The sequence below is a fragment of the Streptomyces sp. NPDC001530 genome, assembly GCF_042894545.1.
Lineage (GTDB): Bacteria > Actinomycetota > Actinomycetes > Streptomycetales > Streptomycetaceae > Streptomyces.
In genome coordinates, this window is the sequence record NZ_JBIAVS010000010.1 from 202,580 (window position 1) to 219,097 (window position 16,518).

Below are 16,518 nucleotides of genomic sequence, written 5' to 3' on the forward strand. Positions count from 1 at the left end.
TCGCCGACCGGCTGACCGATAGCCGGACCGACCGGTGACCCGACCGACCGCTGAGTATGTCCGCGGGTTACCATCTCTTCCGCCATGCAGACGAACGCCACCTACACCAGTCTTGTCGCGGTCGGCGACTCCTTCACCGAGGGCATGTCGGACCTGTTGCCCGACGGCTCGTACCGCGGCTGGGCCGATCTCCTCGCGGCCCGGATGGCGGCGCGGACGCCCGGGTTCCGGTACGCCAACCTCGCGGTGCGCGGCAAGCTGATCGGGCAGATCGTCGACGAGCAGGTGGACGTGGCGGCCGCGATGCGGCCCGACGTGATCACGCTGGTCGGTGGGCTCAACGACACCTTGCGGCCCAAGGTCGACATGGGACGCGTCCGCGGTCTCCTGGAGGAGGCCGTGGAGCGGCTGGCCCCGGCGTGCGAGCGGCTCGTCCTGATGCGCAGCCCGGGCCGCAACGGCCCGGTGCTCGAACGCTTCCGGCCCCGCATGGAGGAGCTCTTCGCCGTCGTCGACGACCTCGCGAAGCGGCACGGCGCGCTCGTGGTCGATCTGTACGGGGCGCCCTCGCTCGCCGACCCCCGCCTGTGGGACGTGGACCGGCTGCACCTGACGGCGGAGGGGCACCGTCGCGTCGCCGAGGCGGTGTGGCAGACGCTCGGGCACGAGCCGGAGGACACGGAGTGGCGGACGCCGATGCCGCCCACGGCGCCGCCCGGCTGGGTCGCCCGCCGCACCGCCGACGTCCGGTTCGCCCAGCAGCACCTGCTGCCGTGGATCGGACGGCGCCTGACGGGACGCTCATCGGGTGACGGTCGCCCGGCCAAGCGGCCGGAGCTGCTGCCGTACGAGGGGCCCGTGGGGTAAACACCGGGGGATGGACACCGGGGGACCGAGACACGAGACATACGGCACCGAAGGGAGCCCCATGCCCACCAGGGTGATCAACCTCAAGGGCCGCATCCACGACTTCGGTCCCCGGCTCGAACACGCCCCCGCGGACCTCGTCTACATCGGCCGCCGCTGGACCATCGGCCATTGGGACCTCCCCCAGCACTCGCTGTACAACCCGTTCGCGCCCGACACCCCCACCAAGAAGCGCGACGGCACCCGCGCCGAGGTCATGGAGAAGTACCGGGCGTATCTCCTCGAACGCCCCGAGCTCCTCGCCCAGGTGCCCGCCCTGCGCGGCAAGACGCTGGCGTGCTGGTGCGCGCCCGAGCTGTGCCACGGCGACATCCTGGCGGAGATCGCGGACGCCTCGTAGCGCGGCGGACTCAGCGGCGGGGGTGATGCCGGGGCCCGCCCCGCCGTCACTCTCGCGGGTGTCCCCGATGGCGTGGGCGCGCCCCTGCCTGCTTGCTGGACCGAGAGGGGACTCGGAAGAGAAGGCGAGCGTCGATGGAGCCGAACGACGAGAGGCTGCGGACGCCGCGGGCCGCCGGTCTGGCAGGGGCGGTGTTCGCGGTACTGACGGCGGCGGCCATCGTGCTGGTACGGATCGCGGTGCCCTCGGGGAACCCCGCCGACGCGGCGGTCGATCCGGACGAGCGGTGGGCCGTGCGGGTGGCCGTGGAGATGCTCCCGTTCGCGGGGATCTTCTTCCTGTGGTTCATGGGTTCCCTGCGCGCAATGGTCGGCGACGCCGAGGACAGATTCATCGCCACCGTGTTCCTGGGCAGTGGCCTGGTCTTCGTCGCCACCCTGTTCGGGGCCGGCGCCGCGGCGGGCACCGTGCTGAGCGAGACTCAGCCCTCGGGCTTCGGCCGCCACTTCGCGTACACGTTGATGACGACGTACGCGCTCCGTATGGCGGCCGTGTTCGTCCTCACGACCTCGACCATCGGGCACCGCCTGGGCGTCTTCCCACGGCCGCTTGCCGTCTTCGGGTACCTCGCGGGCCTCGTCCTGCTCGTCGTGGGGTCCGGAGTGCCCTGGTCCGAGCTGGTCTTCCCGGCCTGGGCGCTGGTCGTCAGCGTGCACATCCTCCGCGCCAGTCCCCGGCGAGCGGCTTCGCGCCCTCGCGTGCATGCTGAGCAAGAGGGGGCAAGAAGGGGCTACGGAAAGGCTGATCCTCGGTGAGACTTGTCGTCGATCTCAACCGCTGCCAGGGATACGCGCAATGCGCGTTCCTCGCTCCCGACGTTTTCGCGATGCACGGTGAGGAGGCTCTGCTCTACGACCCGCAGGCCGAGGACGAACGGCGCGAGGAAGTGGAGCGAGCCGTCGCCGCGTGCCCCGTCCAGGCCATCCTGGTGGACGCGGACGCCGTGGCCGTGGCCCCCGGCCCCCGGCCCCAACCGGGAGGCGCGCGGTGAGCGGTGACGGATCCCTGGACTGGCTCAAGCGCGAAGGACGCATCGTCGTCGTCGGCGCCTCACTGGCGGGGCTGCGGGGCGCGGAGACCTTGCGCGAGGAGGGGTTCACCGGCTCACTCACGATGATCGGCGACGAGCCGTACGAACCCTACGACCGCCCCCCGCTGTCCAAGCAGGTCCTGCTGGGCAAAACGACGGTGGACCGCACCCTCCTTCCCCGGCGCCGGGCGATCGACGCGCAGTGGCGCCTCGGGGTCCCGGCCACCGGCCTCGACATGGCGGCCAGGCGGGTACGGCTGGCCGACGGCGACGAGGTGGAGTACGACCGGCTGCTCATCGCCACCGGCGTACGGGCGAGACCGTGGCCGCGTGAGGACGAGGCGGAGCTCGACGGCGTGTTCGTCCTGCGGACCCGCGACGACGCTGACGCGCTGGAGCGCTCGCTCGCGCAGGGGCCCCGCCGCGTGCTGGTGATCGGCGCCGGGTTCACCGGCTCGGAGATCGCCTCCGCCTGCAGGGAACGCGGGATCGCGGTCACCGTGGCCGAACGGGGCGCCGCCCCCCTGGTCGGAGCACTCGGCGGAGTCATCGGCGAGGTCGCGGCCGAGCTGCACCGCGAGCACGGCGTCGACCTGCGCTGCGGCGTCATGGTGACCAGTCTGGAGGGCGACTCCGCCCATCACGTCCGCGCGGCCCATCTCTCCGACGGGAACACCGTCGAGGCCGACGTGGTGGTCGTCTCCCTCGGTGCCACGCGCAACACCGAATGGCTCTCCGGATCCGGACTCGGCGCGGGACCCCGTGGCATCGCCTGTGACGCCGGCTGCCGGGCCTTCGACATCCGGGGCATCGTGACCGACGACATCTTCGTGGCCGGCGACGTCGCGCGCTCCCCGCATCCGCTGTTCGGATACCAGTTCCTGTCCCTGGAGCACTGGGGCAACGCCGTCGCCCAGGCCGAGATCGCGGCGCACAACATGATGAGTGAGAGCGCGGACCGCCGCCCGCACATCTGGGTGCCCGCGTTCTGGTCCTCCCAGTTCGGTGTGAACATCAAGTCCGTCGGGGTGCCGTCGATGGGGACGGAGATCCTCATCGCCCAGGGCGCCCTCGGCGAGCACAGATTCACCGGCGTGTACGGGTATCAGGGGCGCGTCATCGGCGCCGTCACCTTCGACCAGTCGAAGTGGCTGCAGTTCTACCAGCAGCAGATCGAGACCACGGCGCCGTTCCCCCCGCCCTATCCCACCGTGGACCGCCGCCCCGACGGACAGCACCCGATGGACGCGGACTTCCCCGACCCGTCAGTGCCCACGCATGGCCCGACCGTCACCCTCAGCGGATATTCGCCGGCCGACCGGCGGATGACGTTCACCCCCGCCAGGCACTGATCCCACGCTCACGAGGACGCCCCATGACGCAAGCCATCCTGCGACAGATTCTCGACCACGCCAACCGTGCCAATCCGTATCCGCTGTACGAGGAGCTCCGCAAGACGCCGGTTTACCACGAGGCCGACGGGCCGTACGTCATCAGCAAGTACCACGACATCCAGAGCCTTCTGCACGATCCGCGGGTCACCTCCGACGCCCGCAATCTCAAGTCGTCGGCGGCCGATCCGCTGGCCGCCGAGCAACAGGAGGAGACGGCGCTGCCGCCGAGCTTCCTGCGGCTCGACCCTCCGGAGCACGACCGGCTGCGGCGTATGACGAACCGGCCCTTCGGCCCGCCGCACTCCCCTCGGCGCATCTACGACATGCACGACGAGCTGAAAGACATCGTCTCCGGGCTCATCGACGGTATCGACGCCCCGGATCGGATCGATCTGGTCGACCAGTTCTCCTATCCCTTCCCGGTGACCGTGATCTGCCGACTGCTGGGAGTGCCGCGCGAGGACGAGGCGCGCTTCCACACCTGGGCGGACACCATCGCCGCCGGCCTGGACCCCGCCCCGGACGCCGATCCCGAGGAGCGCAACAAGGTCATCCACAATGCCCGCACGGAGCTGGGCATGTATCTGGCCGGGCTCATCGAGGAACGCCGCAAGAAGCCCGGCGACGACATGTTGTCGGAGCTGGCCACCTCGCACGGGCCGGACGGTGCGATGACGACGATGGAACTCCTGAGCACCGCGGCGCTCCTGTTGATCGCCGGTCACGAGACAACGGTCAACCTCATCACCAACGGCATGCTGACCCTGCTGCGCAACCCCGACATCCTCCAACGGCTGCGCGAGGACCCGAAGCTGTCCGTCCCCATCGTCGAGGAGTTGCTGCGCTTCGAGCCACCGGTGCAGGTGGTGCCGCAGCGCAGCACCCTCGCCGACATCGAGGTCCGCGGCGTCACCATCCCCAAGGGCGCGTCGCTGTGGCTGGTGCTGGCATCGGGCAACCGCGACCCCGACCGCTTCGCGCACCCGGATCGCTTCGACCCGGACCGCGGGGACATCCAGCACCTCGGCTTCGGCAGCGGCATCCACGGCTGCTTCGGCGCCCCGCTGGCCCGGCTGGAGGCGCAACTCGCACTGAGCGAGCTGGCCCGCCGGCTGGAGAACCCGCGACTGCTGGAGGACCCGCCGCCCTACCGGCAGAACGCGGTGCTTCGCGGCCCGCGCCATCTGCCGATCGCCTGCGACGGCATCCGTCCTTAGAGGTTCACCAGACTGGCCTGGGGCCTCTGAACTGTAGGGACGTACCGGAGCCCCACCGGACGCCGGGTAAACTCCCTACACGTGACTGCCGCGCCCGCAAAGCCCCGTATCCCCAACGTCCTCGCCGGACGCTACGCCTCCACCGAGCTCGCCACGCTCTGGTCCCCCGAGCAGAAGGTGAAGCTGGAGCGTCAGCTCTGGCTCGCCGTGCTGCGGGCCCAGAAGGACCTCGGGATCGAGGTGCCGGACGCCGCCATCGCCGACTACGAGCGCGTCCTCGACCAGGTCGACCTCGCCTCGATCGCCGAGCGCGAGAAGATCACGCGTCACGACGTGAAGGCACGGATCGAGGAGTTCAACGACCTCGCCGGGCACGAGCACGTGCACAAGGGCATGACGTCCCGGGACCTCACCGAGAACGTCGAGCAGCTGCAGATCCGGCTCTCGCTGGAACTGATGCGCGACCGTACGGTCGCCGTCCTGGCGCGCCTCGGCAAGCTCGCGGGCGAGTACGCCGAGCTGGTCATGGCCGGCCGCTCGCACAACGTGGCCGCCCAGGCCACCACCCTCGGCAAGCGCTTCGCGACCGCCGCCGACGAGCTACTCGTCGCGTACGGCCGGGTCGAGGAGCTGCTCGGCCGCTACCCGCTGCGCGGCATCAAGGGCCCGGTGGGCACGGCGCAGGACATGCTGGACCTGCTCGGCGGGGACGCGGCGAAGCTCGCGGAGCTGGAGCAGCGGATCGCGCAGCACCTCGGCTTCTCGCAGGCCTTCACCTCCGTCGGCCAGGTCTACCCGCGCTCGCTCGACTACGAGGTCGTGACGTCGCTGGTGCAGCTGGCGGCCGCCCCGTCCTCGCTGGCCAAGACGATCCGGCTGATGGCCGGGCACGAGCTGGTGACCGAGGGCTTCAAGCCGGGCCAGGTCGGCTCCTCCGCGATGCCGCACAAGATGAACACCCGCTCTTGCGAGCGTGTCAACGGCCTGATGGTCATCCTGCGCGGCTACGCGTCGATGACCGGCGAGCTGGCGGGCGACCAGTGGAACGAGGGCGACGTGTCCTGCTCGGTGGTGCGCCGGGTCGCGCTGCCCGACGCGTTCTTCGCGCTCGACGGCCTGCTGGAGACGTTCCTGACCGTGCTCGACGAGTTCGGTGCCTTCCCGGCCGTCGTCGCGCGCGAGCTGGATCGGTACCTGCCGTTCCTCGCGACGACGAAGGTCCTGATGGGCGCGGTGCGCGCGGGTGTCGGCCGCGAGGTCGCGCACGAGGCCATCAAGGAGAACGCCGTCTCCTCCGCGCTCGCCATGCGCGAGCAGGGTGCCGAGCGCAACGAGCTGCTCGACAAGCTCGCCGCGGACGAGCGCATCCCGCTGAACCGCGCCCAGCTCGGCGAGCTGATGGCCGACAAGCTGTCCTTCACGGGTGCTGCCGCCGACCAGGTCGCCGTCGTCGTGGGCCGCATCGAGGAGATCGTGAAGCAGCACCCGGAGGCCGCGGGCTACACGCCGGGGGCGATCCTCTGACGCGGCTCACTCCCGCGGACCTGGAGGCCGCCCGCGACCGGCTCGTGCCGGATGTCGTCGCGGACGGCCTCTCGGTGCTTTTCTGCGGCATCAACCCAGGTTTGATGACGGCCGCGACGGGCCACCACTTCGCCCGCCCCGGCAACCGCTTCTGGCCGGTGCTGCATCTCTCCGGGTTCACCCCCCGGCTCATGAAGCCGTCCGAGCAGGACGAGTTGCTCTCGTACGGGCTCGGCATCACGAACGTGGTGGCGCGCGCGACCGCTCGGGCCGACGAGCTCAGCGCCGAGGAGTACCGCGAGGGAGGGCGGCTGCTCGGCGAGAAGGTGGAGCGGCTGCGGCCGGGCTGGCTGGCGGTGGTGGGCGTGACCGCATACCGGGCGGCGTTCGGCGACCGCAAGGCCCAAGTCGGTCCGCAGGAGCGGATGATCGGGGCCAGCCGAGTGTGGGCGCTGCCCAACCCCAGTGGGCTCAACGCCCATTGGACGGCGGCGACGATGGCCGAGGAGTACGCGCGGCTGCGGGCGGCTGCCGCCGAGGGTCAGCGGGTCACGGCGGGTCTATCTCCGTGACCACGGCCAGCAGCTGGAACGGCAGTTCCTTGTCCCACTGCGAGACACCGAGGGCGACCCAGCGGTCGTGCCCGTCCGCCTTCCAGAGGTGCACGTCCGGCACATGAGAGCTGAGGATGCCCCACGGTTCGGGTATGTCCTCGCCGTCCATCGACCGGTCGAACACGCTCGCCAGACTGAAGATCTGGGGGCGCCCCCAGCGGTGGGTGAGCAGCTCCGAGAGACCGTCCCGATCGGCCTCGTACTGCTCCTCCGTCTCCTCTCGGGCCGTGCCGTCGTCCTCCCAGAATTCCTCGCTCGTCGCTAACTCGGCGATGTGGTAACCGGGTCCCCCGGGGCCGGCGTCAGAGCGGCTGTGCTCCGTGGGGAAGTCCTCGGTGCACAGCCGCACGATCGTGGCGAGGTGCAGCGCGCTGGTCATGAGATCCAGTAAAGCGGCTGCCACTGACAATTGGTGTGCCGTCAGGGAGCGTCAGGGCGTCAGGCGTCGCGACGCCGCAGGCTCCAGGCGCCGGCCGTCAGGGCTGCCGCCGCCCAGGCAGCGGTCACGGCGAGACCCGTCCACGGCCCGAGGGTGCCGTCCCATGTCTGGTGGAGCACCACCTGACCGGCCTTGTCCGGCAGGAAGTCGGCCACGGTGCCCGCTGCCGACCCGACGACGAAGGAGACGATCAGCAGGAACGGGATCAGCATGCTCAAGGTGGCGACTCCGCTGCGCAGGACGGCCGCGAGTCCCGCCGCGAGCAGGGCCATCAGCATCAGATAGATCCCGCAGCCGACCACGGCACTCAGCTCCTCACCCCAGGTCAGCCCGCTCGCCCTGGTCCCGAGCACCGCCTTGCCCACGACCAGGCTGACGCCTCCGGTGACCAGGCCGACCACCAGTGCCGGTCCGCCGATGGCCACCGCCTTGGCCAGGAACCACCGCACGCGGTCGGGGACCGCGGCGAGCGAGACGCGCAGGGCACCGCTCTGGAACTCGGCCGAGACCGCCTGTGCGCCGAAGGTGATCGCCGCGATCTGTCCGAAGCTGACACCGAAGAACGCCGAGAACAGCGGGTCGAAGTCCGGGTCCGCGGAGTCGTCGAGCCCGGCGAGCGCGGAGAAGGCCGTGGTGGCGAGGAGGACGGCGAGCAGCCCCCAGACGAGCGACCGCAGCGTACGGATCTTGATCCACTCCGCGCGGAGTACGGGTCCGAAGGTCACCGTGGGCCCCCCTTGGGCTGCGTCCGTCCTGGTCAGGCCTCTTGAGGCTGCGTCCGCCTTGGCTGGGCCCGTCGAGGCTGCGTCTGTCATGGCTGGGCCCGTCGAGGCTGCGGCCGTCTTGGGTGGGCGACTTGAGGCTGTGCCTGTCATGGTCAGGCCTCCTGAGGCTGCGTCGGGGTCGGTGTGGCGGCGAACTCGGTCTCGGTTGCGGTCAGATCCAGGTAGGCCTGTTCCAACGTGCCTTCCTCCGCCGCGAGTTCGAGGATCGGCAGACCCGCGTCGGATGTGAGGCGCCCGATGTCCTCCACGCGCGCGTCGAGGGCTGTCCAGCGTCCGTCCTCGCCCTCCACGGCCTCGATACCGTGTCGCGCGAGCAGGGCGCTCAGCGCGCCGCCGTCGGTGGTACGCACCCGTACGCGGGGCTGCACGCGCGCGTGGATGAACTCCCGCATGGGCATGTCGGCAAGGAGCCGGCCCCGGCCGAGGACGACGAGGTGGTCGGCGAAGGACGCGGTCTCGTTCATGAGGTGGCTGGAGACGAGGACGGTGCGTCCCTCGCGGGCCAGTCGGCGCAGCAACTCCCGGATCCAGATGATCCCTTCGGGATCCAGGCCGTTCGACGGTTCGTCGAGCAGCACCACGGGCGGGTCGCCGAGGAGCGCGGCCGCGATGCCCAGGCGCTGGCGCATGCCCAAGGAGTACGTCTTCACCCGGCGCCGTGCGACGGACGCGAGCCCCGCCTCCTCCAGTACCTCGTCCACGCGCCGTTCGGGGAGGCGATTGCTCGCGGCGAGCGCCCGCAGATGATCGCGGGCGGTCCGCGAACCGTGCGCGGCCCCCGCGTCGAGCAGGGCGCCCACCTGGCGAAGAGGCTCGTGGAGGGTGGCGTAGGCGCGGCCGCCGACGGTGGCGGTGCCGGACGTGGGCCGGTCCAGGCCCAGCACGAGCCGCATGGTGGTGGACTTTCCGGCGCCGTTGGGGCCGAGGAATCCGGTGACGCGGCCGGGGAGGATGCTGAAGGTGAGGTGGTCCACGGCGCGCTTGCTGCCGTACTCCTTGGTCAGGTCTTGGACGTCGATGCTGGTCATGGCCCCAGCGTGGCCGCTGCTGACCGGTCGTCACCTCCCCCGCCGGTGGAGATCGTCTCCCCCGCTCGGGGGAGGCCCGTTGTCAGTGCCGCCTGGCACGATGACGCAATGGCCCGCTTTCTGCACCCGCTGGTCCGGGGGACGACGTACACACGCTGGCTGCACCTGTGGGTGCCGATGCTGTTCGAAAGTGTGTGGCTGTTCGTCGACATGTCGAAGCCGTGGGTGCCCGCGGTGCTGCTGGTTCCGCTGGGGCTGGTCCCGGCCGTGCGCCGGGGCGAAGGTGTGCAGGCACGGTTCATGCTGGCGCGGGGCGACGGGGACGCGGCGTTCTCGATCTCGCCTTCGACCACATGGCGGGACCGCTGGCGGACCGTGCTGTGGCTGGAAGTACGGATGGCCTTGGGCTGGGTGGCGGGCCCGATCACCATCTGGTTGCCCGCGGCAGCCGTCCTCCTGGTCAAGGCCGCGTCCGACGCGGAACCGATCCACACGCCGGTCATCACGGTGGCGCTTCCGCAGTGGGTCTACGCGCTGCTCGTTCCGCTGCCGCTGCTCGCCCTGTACGGCTCGGTGGTCGGCCTCGGCGAGCTGATCACGGCACTCGCGCGCCGTCTCCTCGGTCCCTCCCCCACCGAGCGGCTCGCCGCCCTGGAGGAGCGCACCGAACAGCTCCTGGAGCGCAACCGCATCGCCCGGGAGCTCCACGACTCCATCGGCCACGCGCTGACCGTCGCGGTGGTGCAGGCGGGCGCTGCGCGGGCGGCCGCGGACCCGGCGTTCACCGACCGCGCTCTGAGCGCCATCGAGGACACCGGTCGGGCCGCGCTGGAGGACCTGGAGCGGGTGCTGGGCGTGCTGCGCGAGGCGGAGCGCCCCGCGAGCAGCCGCCCGACGCTGACCGAGGCCGACCGGCTCCTGGAGTCGGCGCGCACCTCCGGAGCCAAGGTCGACGCCGAGGTGACGGGCCCGGTGGAGACCGTGCCGGGGCCGGTGTCCCGCGAGGGCTACCGCATCCTCCAGGAGTCCCTCACCAATGTGCTGCGGCACGCCGGGAGCGTCCCCGTCCGGGTCCGCATCGAGGTCGCGGACGGCACGCTCGGTCTGGAGGTCCGCAATCCGCTGACGGCCGACATATCGGGACCCGGCCGGGGCAGCGGTCTGCGCGGCATACGGGAGCGTGCCGCGCTGCTCGGCGGCCGCGCGCGGACGGGCCCGGTCGAGGGTGACTGGCAGGTGCATGTAGAGCTGCCGTTGCGCTGATCTACGCTGGCCGGATGCCGGTCACCGTTCTCCTCGTCGACGACGAACCCCTCGTACGCGCGGGTCTGCGCGCCGTCCTGGAGGCCCAGCCCGACATCGAAGTCGTCGGGGAGGCGGCCGACGGAGCCGCGGTGATCCCGCTGGTGCGGCAGCTGCGGCCCGACGTGGTCGCCATGGACGTCCGCATGCCCCTCCTGGACGGAATCGAGGCCACGCGCGCGGTGCTGCGCACCGTGAGTGACCCGCCGAAGATCCTCGTGGTGACGACGTTCGAGAACGACGAGTACGTCTACGAGGCGCTGCGCGCGGGTGCCGACGGCTTTCTGCTGAAGCGGGCGCGGCCCGCCGAGATCGTGCACGCGGTCCGGCTGGTCGCCGAGGGAGAGTCGCTGCTGTTTCCGGCCTCCGTGCGGCAGTTGGCCGCCGAGTACGGGGACGGCGGCGGGAATCCGGCGGCGCGGGCGGCCATGGAGCGGGCCGCGCTGACCGAGCGGGAGGCGGAGGTGCTGCGGCTGATGGCGCGGGGACTGTCGAACGCGGAGATCGCCGCGCGGCTGATCGTCGGGACCGAGACGGTGAAGTCCCACGTCAGCGCCGTACTGGCGAAGCTGGGGGCCAGGGATCGTACGCAAGCGGTCATCGCGGCGTACGAGTCGGGGTTCGTGGCGCCCGGCTGATTCCGACTCGTCGGTAGCGAAGAGGGTCCCTGCCCTCGCCGGGGTCCGCCGCGCCGAGTACGATCCGGCCAACACGCGCGAGCTGGGAGGACGGACGTTGGGGCGGTTGACCGGCGGGGACCCCTCTCTGCTGCGAAGGATCAATTCCGCGGTGGTGCTGCACGCGCTGCGTGCTACGGACTGCGCGACCCTCACCGAGATCACCCGGGTGACGGGCCTGTCCCGGCCCACGGTCGAGGGCGTCGTCGAGGGGCTGATCGAGAACGGGCTCGTCGTCGAGAAAGCCGCCGAGGAGGGCGCTGCCCGGCGGCAGGGGCGGCCGGCACGCAGGTTCCGGTTCCGGGCCGAGGCGGGCCATCTGCTGGGCCTGGAGATCGGCCCGCACCGCGTCGCCGCGCTGCTCGCGGATCTGGATGGCCGCGTGCTGGGCGCGATGGCCAAGGACGTGGACGAGAGCGCTTCGGCGGACGAGCGGCTCGAGCGGCTGCGGGTGGCGGTCGCCGAGCTGCTGCGCCGCGCGGGTGTCGCGCGCAGCTCCCTGCGGGCGGTCGGCGTGGGCAGCCCCGGGATCGTGGAGGCGGACGGCACCGTGCGGCTGGGCACGGCGCTGCCGGAGTGGACGGGCCTGCGCCTCGGTGAGCGGCTGAGTCGTTCCTTCAAGTGCCCGGTGCTGGTCGAGAACGACGCCAACGCGGCGGCGGTCGCCGAGCACTGGAAGGGCGCGGCCACGGAGTCCGACGACGTCGTGTTCGTGCTGGCGGGGCTGAGCCCGGGCGCCGGTTCGCTGATCGGCGGGCGGCTGCACCGGGGGTTCGGGGGCGCGGCCGGGGAGATCGGCGCGCTGCATCTGCTGGGCCGCGAGGTCACTCCCGAGACGCTGCTCTCCACCACGGACGAGCCGCTGCACCCGCTGGACGAGCAGGCGGTCGCCGAGGTGTTCGCGCTCGCCCGGAACGGCGACCAACGGGCTCGTGCGGCGGTCGACCGCTTCATCCAGCGCCTCGTGCACGATGTCGCGGCGCTCGTCCTCGCCCTCGACCCCGAGCTGGTCGTCATCGGCGGCTGGGCGGCCGGCCTGGACGGCGTACTGGAGCCGCTGCGGCGCGAGTTGGCGCGCTACTGTCTGCGGCCGCCCAAGGTGACCCTCTCGCTTCTGGGCGAGGCGGCGGTGGCGACCGGAGCGCTGCGGCTGGCTCTCGATCACGTGGAGGGGCAGCTGTTCGCGGTGGAGGGGACCGTCACGGCGCGCCGCTGAGCGGGACGGACCGCGACGAGAAGAAACGTCGCGCCCCGGAGCTTGCCGGGGCGCGACGGATGCGGTTCGACGGAAGGCGTGGCCCACAGCTTCGCGAGCGTCTCACGTACGGCCTCGGCGAGCGCGTCGCGTACGACGTCAGCGGGCGTCACGCGTGCAGCTTCAGCAGGCGTCTCGCGTACGACGTCAGCGAGCGTCTCCTGTACGGCTTCAGCGAGCGTACGGCTCAGGAAGCGCGACGCTCTGGGTCGTGGTGGATCTCCACGCCGCCGGAGTCGCCGAAGGTCAGCCGGCAGGTGTCGGCTCGGTACGTGGCCACGGAGACCGCCGCGGTGCGCCCCTCGGCGAAGAAGCGGGTCGTGACGACGAGGACGGGCGCTCCGGGAAGCCGGTCGAGTTCCTTGGCGTCGTCCGCGCGGGCCGAGCCGAGCTCCACGGCACGGTCCTGGCCCTCCAGCTCCAGGCGCTGCAGCTCGCGCAGCACGGCACGCGCGCGTGCCGCACCCGAAGGCGCGTCGATCGCGGAGAGGTCGGGCACCGAGGACGCCGGGATGTAGAGCAGCTCGGCGGCGACCGGCTGGCCATGGGTCACGCGGGAGCGGCGCACGGTGTGCACCTGCTCGCCGTGGACGCTGTCCAGGATGTCGGCCACCGACGCGGGCGGGACCGCCGCCGTGCAGTCCGTGGGCTGCCAGGCGTCGCCGACCGCGCCCGGCCACACGTGCTGCTCGGATCCGACGGCCACGCCCACGCGCGGCGGAGCGACGGTGGTGCCCACTCCACGGCGGCGCTGCAGCCGTCCTTCCAGTTCGAGCTGTTCGAGAGCCTGGCGCAGCGTGGCTCGGGCGACGCCGAACCGGGCCGCCAGGTCGCGCTCGTTGGGCAGGATCTCGCCCACGGAGAACTCGGAGTCCAGTGCCTCACTGAGCACGGTCTTGAGATGCCAGTACTTAGGCTCCGGCACCGATTCCAGCTGCGTGGTCCCCACCCTGTCCTCCGCAATCGCCGTGGCCCAACGGCGTTTTAGCGCCCTTGTTTATTAAAGGTTCTTGCACTATCCCTGCGACCATAGGGCCGCCCCTACCCTTGGTCAAGACCAATCCTCGATCCCTTACGGATTGCACAGGCGCGTTGCCGCAGAGCGTTCACAGGGCGTTCGTGCTGGGCGATGTTCGTGTCACGACGCCGAAAGCCCCCGTCCAGAAGACGGGGGCTTTCGGCGTCGTACGGGGACCGGAGCGGCCGGCGTGGTCGCTGCGGGTCGACGCGGCTATTCGGTGGCGAGGGACAGCAATTTCTCCGGGTTGCGCACGATGTAGATGCACTGGATCCGGCCGTCCACGACGTCCAGTTGGAAGACGCTGTCGGGCTTGTCGCCGGACAGCAGCAGGAGTGCGGCGCCGCCGTTGATCTCCAGGAAGCGGAACGACAGATCCGGGACACCCTTGCGGGCCGCCCCCTGGAGGAAGCGCCCCACCTTCTCGGCGGACTCGATGACCCGCAGAGGAGCCTGGGAGAGTCCTCCGCTGTCGCCCACCAGACGGACGTCCGGGGCCAGCATGGCCATGAGCCCTTCCAGATCGCCCCCGGCCGCCGCGGCGAGGAACCGCTCGGTCAGATCCCGGCGTTCGACCAGGTCGACCTCGTAGCGCGGCCGCCGTTCGTCGACGTGCTTGCGCGCCCGTCCGGCGAGTTGGCGCACCGCGGACTCGCCGCGGTCGAGGATGGCGGCGATGTCCGCGTACGGGTAGCCGAACGCCTCCCTGAGGACGAACACCGCGCGCTCCAGGGGCGACAGCGACTCCAGGACGACGAGGACGGCGAGCGAGACGGAGTCGGCCAGCACGGCCCGCTCCGCCGTGTCGGGGACGGTGTCTCCGAAGTCAGTGACATAAGGCTCGGGGAGCCACGGTCCGACGTACGCCTCGTTGCGCGACTGCACCTGGCGGAGCCGGTCGATGGCGAGGCGGGTGGTGACGCGGACCAGGTAGCCACGCGGCTCGCGCACCTCGGTCCGGTCGGCGCCGGACCAGCGCAGCCACGCCTCCTGAACCACGTCCTCCGCGTCGGCCACCCGACCCAGCATGCGGTAGGCGACGCCCATCAGGACGGGCCGGTGTTCTTGGAAGACATCGGTCGCGGTGTCGATTGCCACCGTTCCATCCCACCCGACACATCTCGTCGTGTCCAGGCGGAATCGGTGCCCACCGGAGCAGAATGACCGCGGGCCACCGGTGGCCCGCGGCCTCGACACTGGAGGAGTGACGATGCGGTACGCGGTTCTGGGCACGGGCGAAGTGGGGCGCACCCTCGGCGGCAAGCTGGTCGAACTGGGTCACGAGGTGTCGTTGGGTTCGCGCACGAAGGACAACCCGGCCGCTGTGGAGTGGGCCGACAGCGCGGGGCCGGGGGCGGGCCATGGCACGTTCGCGGAGGCGGCCGCGTTCGGTGAGGTGGTCGTGAACGCGGTGGGCGGGCGGGTGGCCCTCACCGTGCTGCAGACGGCTGGGGAGGACAATCTGAACGGCAAGGTCGTCCTCGACGTCTCCAATCCCATCGCGTTCGAGGAGGGTCAGGTGCGCCTGTCCCCCGTCGAGTCGGACAGCGTGGGCGAGCAGATTCAGCGCTCCTTCCCGCACGCGCGCGTGGTGAAGAGCCTCAACACCGTCAACTGCCATCTGATGGTCGACCCCTCGTTGGTGCCGGGCGAGCACCAGATCTTCGTCTCCGGGGAGGACCAGAGCGCCAAGGAACAGGTGACGGCGCTCCTCGGCGAGTTCGGCTGGCCTCCGCACCGCGTGATCGATCTGGGCGGCATCCGGACGGCGCGGGCCACGGAGATGTATCTGCCCCTGTGGCTGACTCTGTTCCAGGGCATCGGGCACCCGGAATTCAATGTGGAGGTGCGCAGGGCGCGTTGAGGGACGCACACGCGCGTGGAGCACGGCGGCATGTAACCCGCACGCGCGCGTGGATCCCGAAGCCGAAAGCCCCCGTCTTCCGCCGGGGGCTACCCGTCGGTAGCAGTTGCTGACAAGCTGTCTACAAGACTGTCCGTCAGCGTGTCCCAGACGAGGAGCAGCCCCATGTCCGCCACGGTCTCCTTCAGCCTCCCCTCTTCGCGCGGCCCGAGGACCGTGACCATGTCCTACGCGCGCGTGGGCACCGGTGAACCGCTGCTCCTGCTGCACGGCATCGGTCACCATCGGCAGGCCTGGGACCCGGTCATCCACATCCTGGCGGCCGAGCGCGACGTCATCGCCGTCGACCTCCCCGGGTTCGGCGAGTCACCGGCGCTGCCCGACGGACTCCGGCACGACCTGTCAACGGTGGTGCCCGCGCTCGGCGCGCTGTGCGAGGCGCTGGAGATCGAACGGCCGCACGTGGCGGGCAACTCCCTGGGCGGGCTGCTCGCCCTGGAGCTGGGCCGCGAGAAGCTCGTACGGTCCGTCACGGCGCTCTCCCCGGCCGGTTTCTGGTCGCCGGTCGAGCGGCGGTACGCCTTCGGAGTGCTGATCGCCATGCGGCAGGCCGCGCGGCAACTGCCACTCCCGGTGGTCGAGCGGCTCTCGCGCTCGGCAGCCGGGCGGACAGTGCTGACGAGCACCATCTACGCACGCCCGGCCCGCCGTTCACCCGAGGCCGTCGTCGCCGAGACCCTTGCGCTGGCCCACGCCGAGGCATTCACCGAGACCCTCCGGGCGGGCACCACCGTCCAGTTCACGGACGACCTCCCCGGGCTTCCCGTCACCGTGGCCTGGGGCACCCGCGACCGGCTGCTGGTGCGCCGCCAGGGGATCCGCGCCAAGCACATCATTCCCCAGGCGCGGCTGGTGCGGCTGCCCGGCTGTGGGCACGTCCCGATGAACGACGATCCGGCGCTCGTCGCCCGCGTCATCCTCGACGGCAGCCGCTGAGCGGCGCGCCACGAGGCCCAACGCACCGGATCCAAGGGCGACTCCCGT

The 16,518-nt window shown here is 71.3% G+C and carries 19 protein-coding genes; 13 read left to right on the forward strand and 6 right to left on the reverse strand.

All coding sequences use genetic code 11. The features are described from left to right. The first annotated feature begins 84 nt into the window (after positions 1-84). From ACFY0T_RS21940 to mug, 8 genes are all read left to right on the forward strand, one after another. Positions 85-867, forward strand: coding sequence for an SGNH/GDSL hydrolase family protein (locus tag ACFY0T_RS21940; RefSeq protein ID WP_388872961.1), 783 nt, complete (start codon positions 85-87; stop codon positions 865-867). 61 nt (positions 868-928) lie between these two features. Further along, a complete protein-coding gene (locus ACFY0T_RS21945) occupies positions 929-1,267 on the forward strand; it encodes a DUF4326 domain-containing protein (protein WP_388872964.1) in 339 nt (112 codons plus the stop codon). Between the two features lie 134 nt (positions 1,268-1,401). Continuing rightward, positions 1,402-2,082, forward strand: a complete 681-nt coding sequence (locus ACFY0T_RS21950; RefSeq protein WP_388872967.1) for a hypothetical protein — start codon at positions 1,402-1,404, stop codon at positions 2,080-2,082. Next, entirely contained in the window at positions 2,079-2,318 is a 240-nt protein-coding gene (locus tag ACFY0T_RS21955) for a ferredoxin (RefSeq protein WP_388872969.1), read from the forward strand. The genes ACFY0T_RS21950 and ACFY0T_RS21955 overlap by 4 nt, the downstream gene beginning before the upstream one ends. After that, a complete protein-coding gene (locus ACFY0T_RS21960) occupies positions 2,315-3,709 on the forward strand; it encodes an NAD(P)/FAD-dependent oxidoreductase (RefSeq protein WP_388872972.1) in 1,395 nt (464 codons plus the stop codon). The genes ACFY0T_RS21955 and ACFY0T_RS21960 overlap by 4 nt, the downstream gene beginning before the upstream one ends. Before the next feature lie 23 nt (positions 3,710-3,732). Beyond that, positions 3,733-4,968, forward strand: a complete 1,236-nt coding sequence (locus ACFY0T_RS21965; protein WP_388872975.1) for a cytochrome P450 — start codon at positions 3,733-3,735, stop codon at positions 4,966-4,968. Positions 4,969-5,049: 81 nt separating this feature from the next. Beyond that, positions 5,050-6,492, forward strand: coding sequence for an adenylosuccinate lyase (gene purB / locus ACFY0T_RS21970; protein ID WP_388872978.1), 1,443 nt, complete (start codon positions 5,050-5,052; stop codon positions 6,490-6,492). After that, positions 6,489-7,064 carry a G/U mismatch-specific DNA glycosylase gene (mug, locus tag ACFY0T_RS21975; protein ID WP_388873434.1) on the forward strand — a complete coding sequence of 192 codons (576 nt, stop codon included), beginning with the start codon at positions 6,489-6,491 and terminating at the stop codon, positions 7,062-7,064. The genes purB and mug overlap by 4 nt, the downstream gene beginning before the upstream one ends. Here mug and ACFY0T_RS21980 read toward each other — a convergent pair. The 3 genes from ACFY0T_RS21980 to ACFY0T_RS21990 all read right to left on the reverse strand — a co-directional run bounded on the left by ACFY0T_RS21980 (position 7,042) and on the right by ACFY0T_RS21990 (position 9,358). Next, positions 7,042-7,485 carry a hypothetical protein gene (locus ACFY0T_RS21980; RefSeq protein WP_388872981.1) on the reverse strand — a complete coding sequence of 148 codons (444 nt, stop codon included), beginning with the start codon at positions 7,483-7,485 and terminating at the stop codon, positions 7,042-7,044. The genes mug and ACFY0T_RS21980 overlap by 23 nt on opposite strands. Positions 7,486-7,544: 59 nt before the next feature. After that, positions 7,545-8,270: an ABC transporter permease gene (locus tag ACFY0T_RS21985; RefSeq protein ID WP_388872984.1), complete on the reverse strand. Its 726-nt coding sequence runs from the start codon at positions 8,268-8,270 to the stop codon at positions 7,545-7,547. A gap of 152 nt (positions 8,271-8,422) precedes the next feature. Next, positions 8,423-9,358: an ABC transporter ATP-binding protein gene (locus ACFY0T_RS21990; protein ID WP_388872987.1), complete on the reverse strand. Its 936-nt coding sequence runs from the start codon at positions 9,356-9,358 to the stop codon at positions 8,423-8,425. A 108-nt stretch (positions 9,359-9,466) separates the two neighbouring features. Between ACFY0T_RS21990 and ACFY0T_RS21995 the strand changes: the two genes are divergently transcribed. The 3 genes from ACFY0T_RS21995 (at position 9,467) to ACFY0T_RS22005 (ending at position 12,553) form a co-directional block, all read left to right on the forward strand. Then, positions 9,467-10,621 (forward strand): sensor histidine kinase, encoded by a 1,155-nt coding sequence (locus ACFY0T_RS21995; RefSeq protein WP_388872989.1) that lies wholly within the window; start codon positions 9,467-9,469, stop codon positions 10,619-10,621. Positions 10,622-10,635: 14 nt separating this feature from the next. Next, positions 10,636-11,298, forward strand: a complete 663-nt coding sequence (locus ACFY0T_RS22000; protein ID WP_388872992.1) for a response regulator — start codon at positions 10,636-10,638, stop codon at positions 11,296-11,298. A gap of 97 nt (positions 11,299-11,395) precedes the next feature. Continuing rightward, positions 11,396-12,553, forward strand: coding sequence for an ROK family transcriptional regulator (locus ACFY0T_RS22005; RefSeq protein ID WP_388872995.1), 1,158 nt, complete (start codon positions 11,396-11,398; stop codon positions 12,551-12,553). Here the strand turns inward: ACFY0T_RS22005 and ACFY0T_RS22010 are convergent. The 3 genes from ACFY0T_RS22010 to ACFY0T_RS22020 all read right to left on the reverse strand — a co-directional run bounded on the left by ACFY0T_RS22010 (position 12,499) and on the right by ACFY0T_RS22020 (position 14,708). Beyond that, positions 12,499-12,705 carry a hypothetical protein gene (locus ACFY0T_RS22010; RefSeq protein ID WP_388872998.1) on the reverse strand — a complete coding sequence of 69 codons (207 nt, stop codon included), beginning with the start codon at positions 12,703-12,705 and terminating at the stop codon, positions 12,499-12,501. The two genes, ACFY0T_RS22005 and ACFY0T_RS22010, sit on opposite strands and share 55 nt — an antisense overlap. 74 nt (positions 12,706-12,779) lie before the next feature. Beyond that, positions 12,780-13,541 carry a GntR family transcriptional regulator gene (locus tag ACFY0T_RS22015; protein ID WP_388873001.1) on the reverse strand — a complete coding sequence of 254 codons (762 nt, stop codon included), beginning with the start codon at positions 13,539-13,541 and terminating at the stop codon, positions 12,780-12,782. A gap of 282 nt (positions 13,542-13,823) precedes the next feature. After that, positions 13,824-14,708, reverse strand: coding sequence for an RNA polymerase sigma-70 factor (locus ACFY0T_RS22020; RefSeq protein WP_388873004.1), 885 nt, complete (start codon positions 14,706-14,708; stop codon positions 13,824-13,826). Positions 14,709-14,820: 112 nt separating this feature from the next. Between ACFY0T_RS22020 and ACFY0T_RS22025 the strand changes: the two genes are divergently transcribed. Continuing rightward, entirely contained in the window at positions 14,821-15,474 is a 654-nt protein-coding gene (locus tag ACFY0T_RS22025; protein ID WP_388873007.1) for an NADPH-dependent F420 reductase, read from the forward strand. A gap of 165 nt (positions 15,475-15,639) precedes the next feature. Further along, a complete protein-coding gene (locus ACFY0T_RS22030) occupies positions 15,640-16,470 on the forward strand; it encodes an alpha/beta fold hydrolase (RefSeq protein ID WP_388873010.1) in 831 nt (276 codons plus the stop codon). The last annotated feature ends 48 nt before the right edge of the window (positions 16,471-16,518 follow it).

What these genes read in the sequence shown, in the direction of transcription:
- ACFY0T_RS21940 (WP_388872961.1), top strand. Translation starts at nt 85, where the DNA reads ATGCAGACGAACGCCACCTACACCAGTCTTGTCGCGGTCGGCGACTCC.
- ACFY0T_RS21945 (WP_388872964.1), top strand. Translation starts at nt 929, where the DNA reads ATGCCCACCAGGGTGATCAACCTCAAGGGCCGCATCCACGACTTCGGT.
- ACFY0T_RS21950 (WP_388872967.1), top strand. Translation starts at nt 1,402, where the DNA reads ATGGAGCCGAACGACGAGAGGCTGCGGACGCCGCGGGCCGCCGGTCTG.
- ACFY0T_RS21965 (WP_388872975.1), top strand. Translation starts at nt 3,733, where the DNA reads ATGACGCAAGCCATCCTGCGACAGATTCTCGACCACGCCAACCGTGCC.
- ACFY0T_RS21980 (WP_388872981.1), bottom strand. Translation starts at nt 7,485, where the DNA reads ATGACCAGCGCGCTGCACCTCGCCACGATCGTGCGGCTGTGCACCGAG.
- ACFY0T_RS21990 (WP_388872987.1), bottom strand. Translation starts at nt 9,358, where the DNA reads ATGACCAGCATCGACGTCCAAGACCTGACCAAGGAGTACGGCAGCAAG.
- ACFY0T_RS21995 (WP_388872989.1), top strand. Translation starts at nt 9,467, where the DNA reads ATGGCCCGCTTTCTGCACCCGCTGGTCCGGGGGACGACGTACACACGC.
- ACFY0T_RS22000 (WP_388872992.1), top strand. Translation starts at nt 10,636, where the DNA reads ATGCCGGTCACCGTTCTCCTCGTCGACGACGAACCCCTCGTACGCGCG.
- ACFY0T_RS22025 (WP_388873007.1), top strand. Translation starts at nt 14,821, where the DNA reads ATGCGGTACGCGGTTCTGGGCACGGGCGAAGTGGGGCGCACCCTCGGC.
- ACFY0T_RS22030 (WP_388873010.1), top strand. Translation starts at nt 15,640, where the DNA reads ATGTCCGCCACGGTCTCCTTCAGCCTCCCCTCTTCGCGCGGCCCGAGG.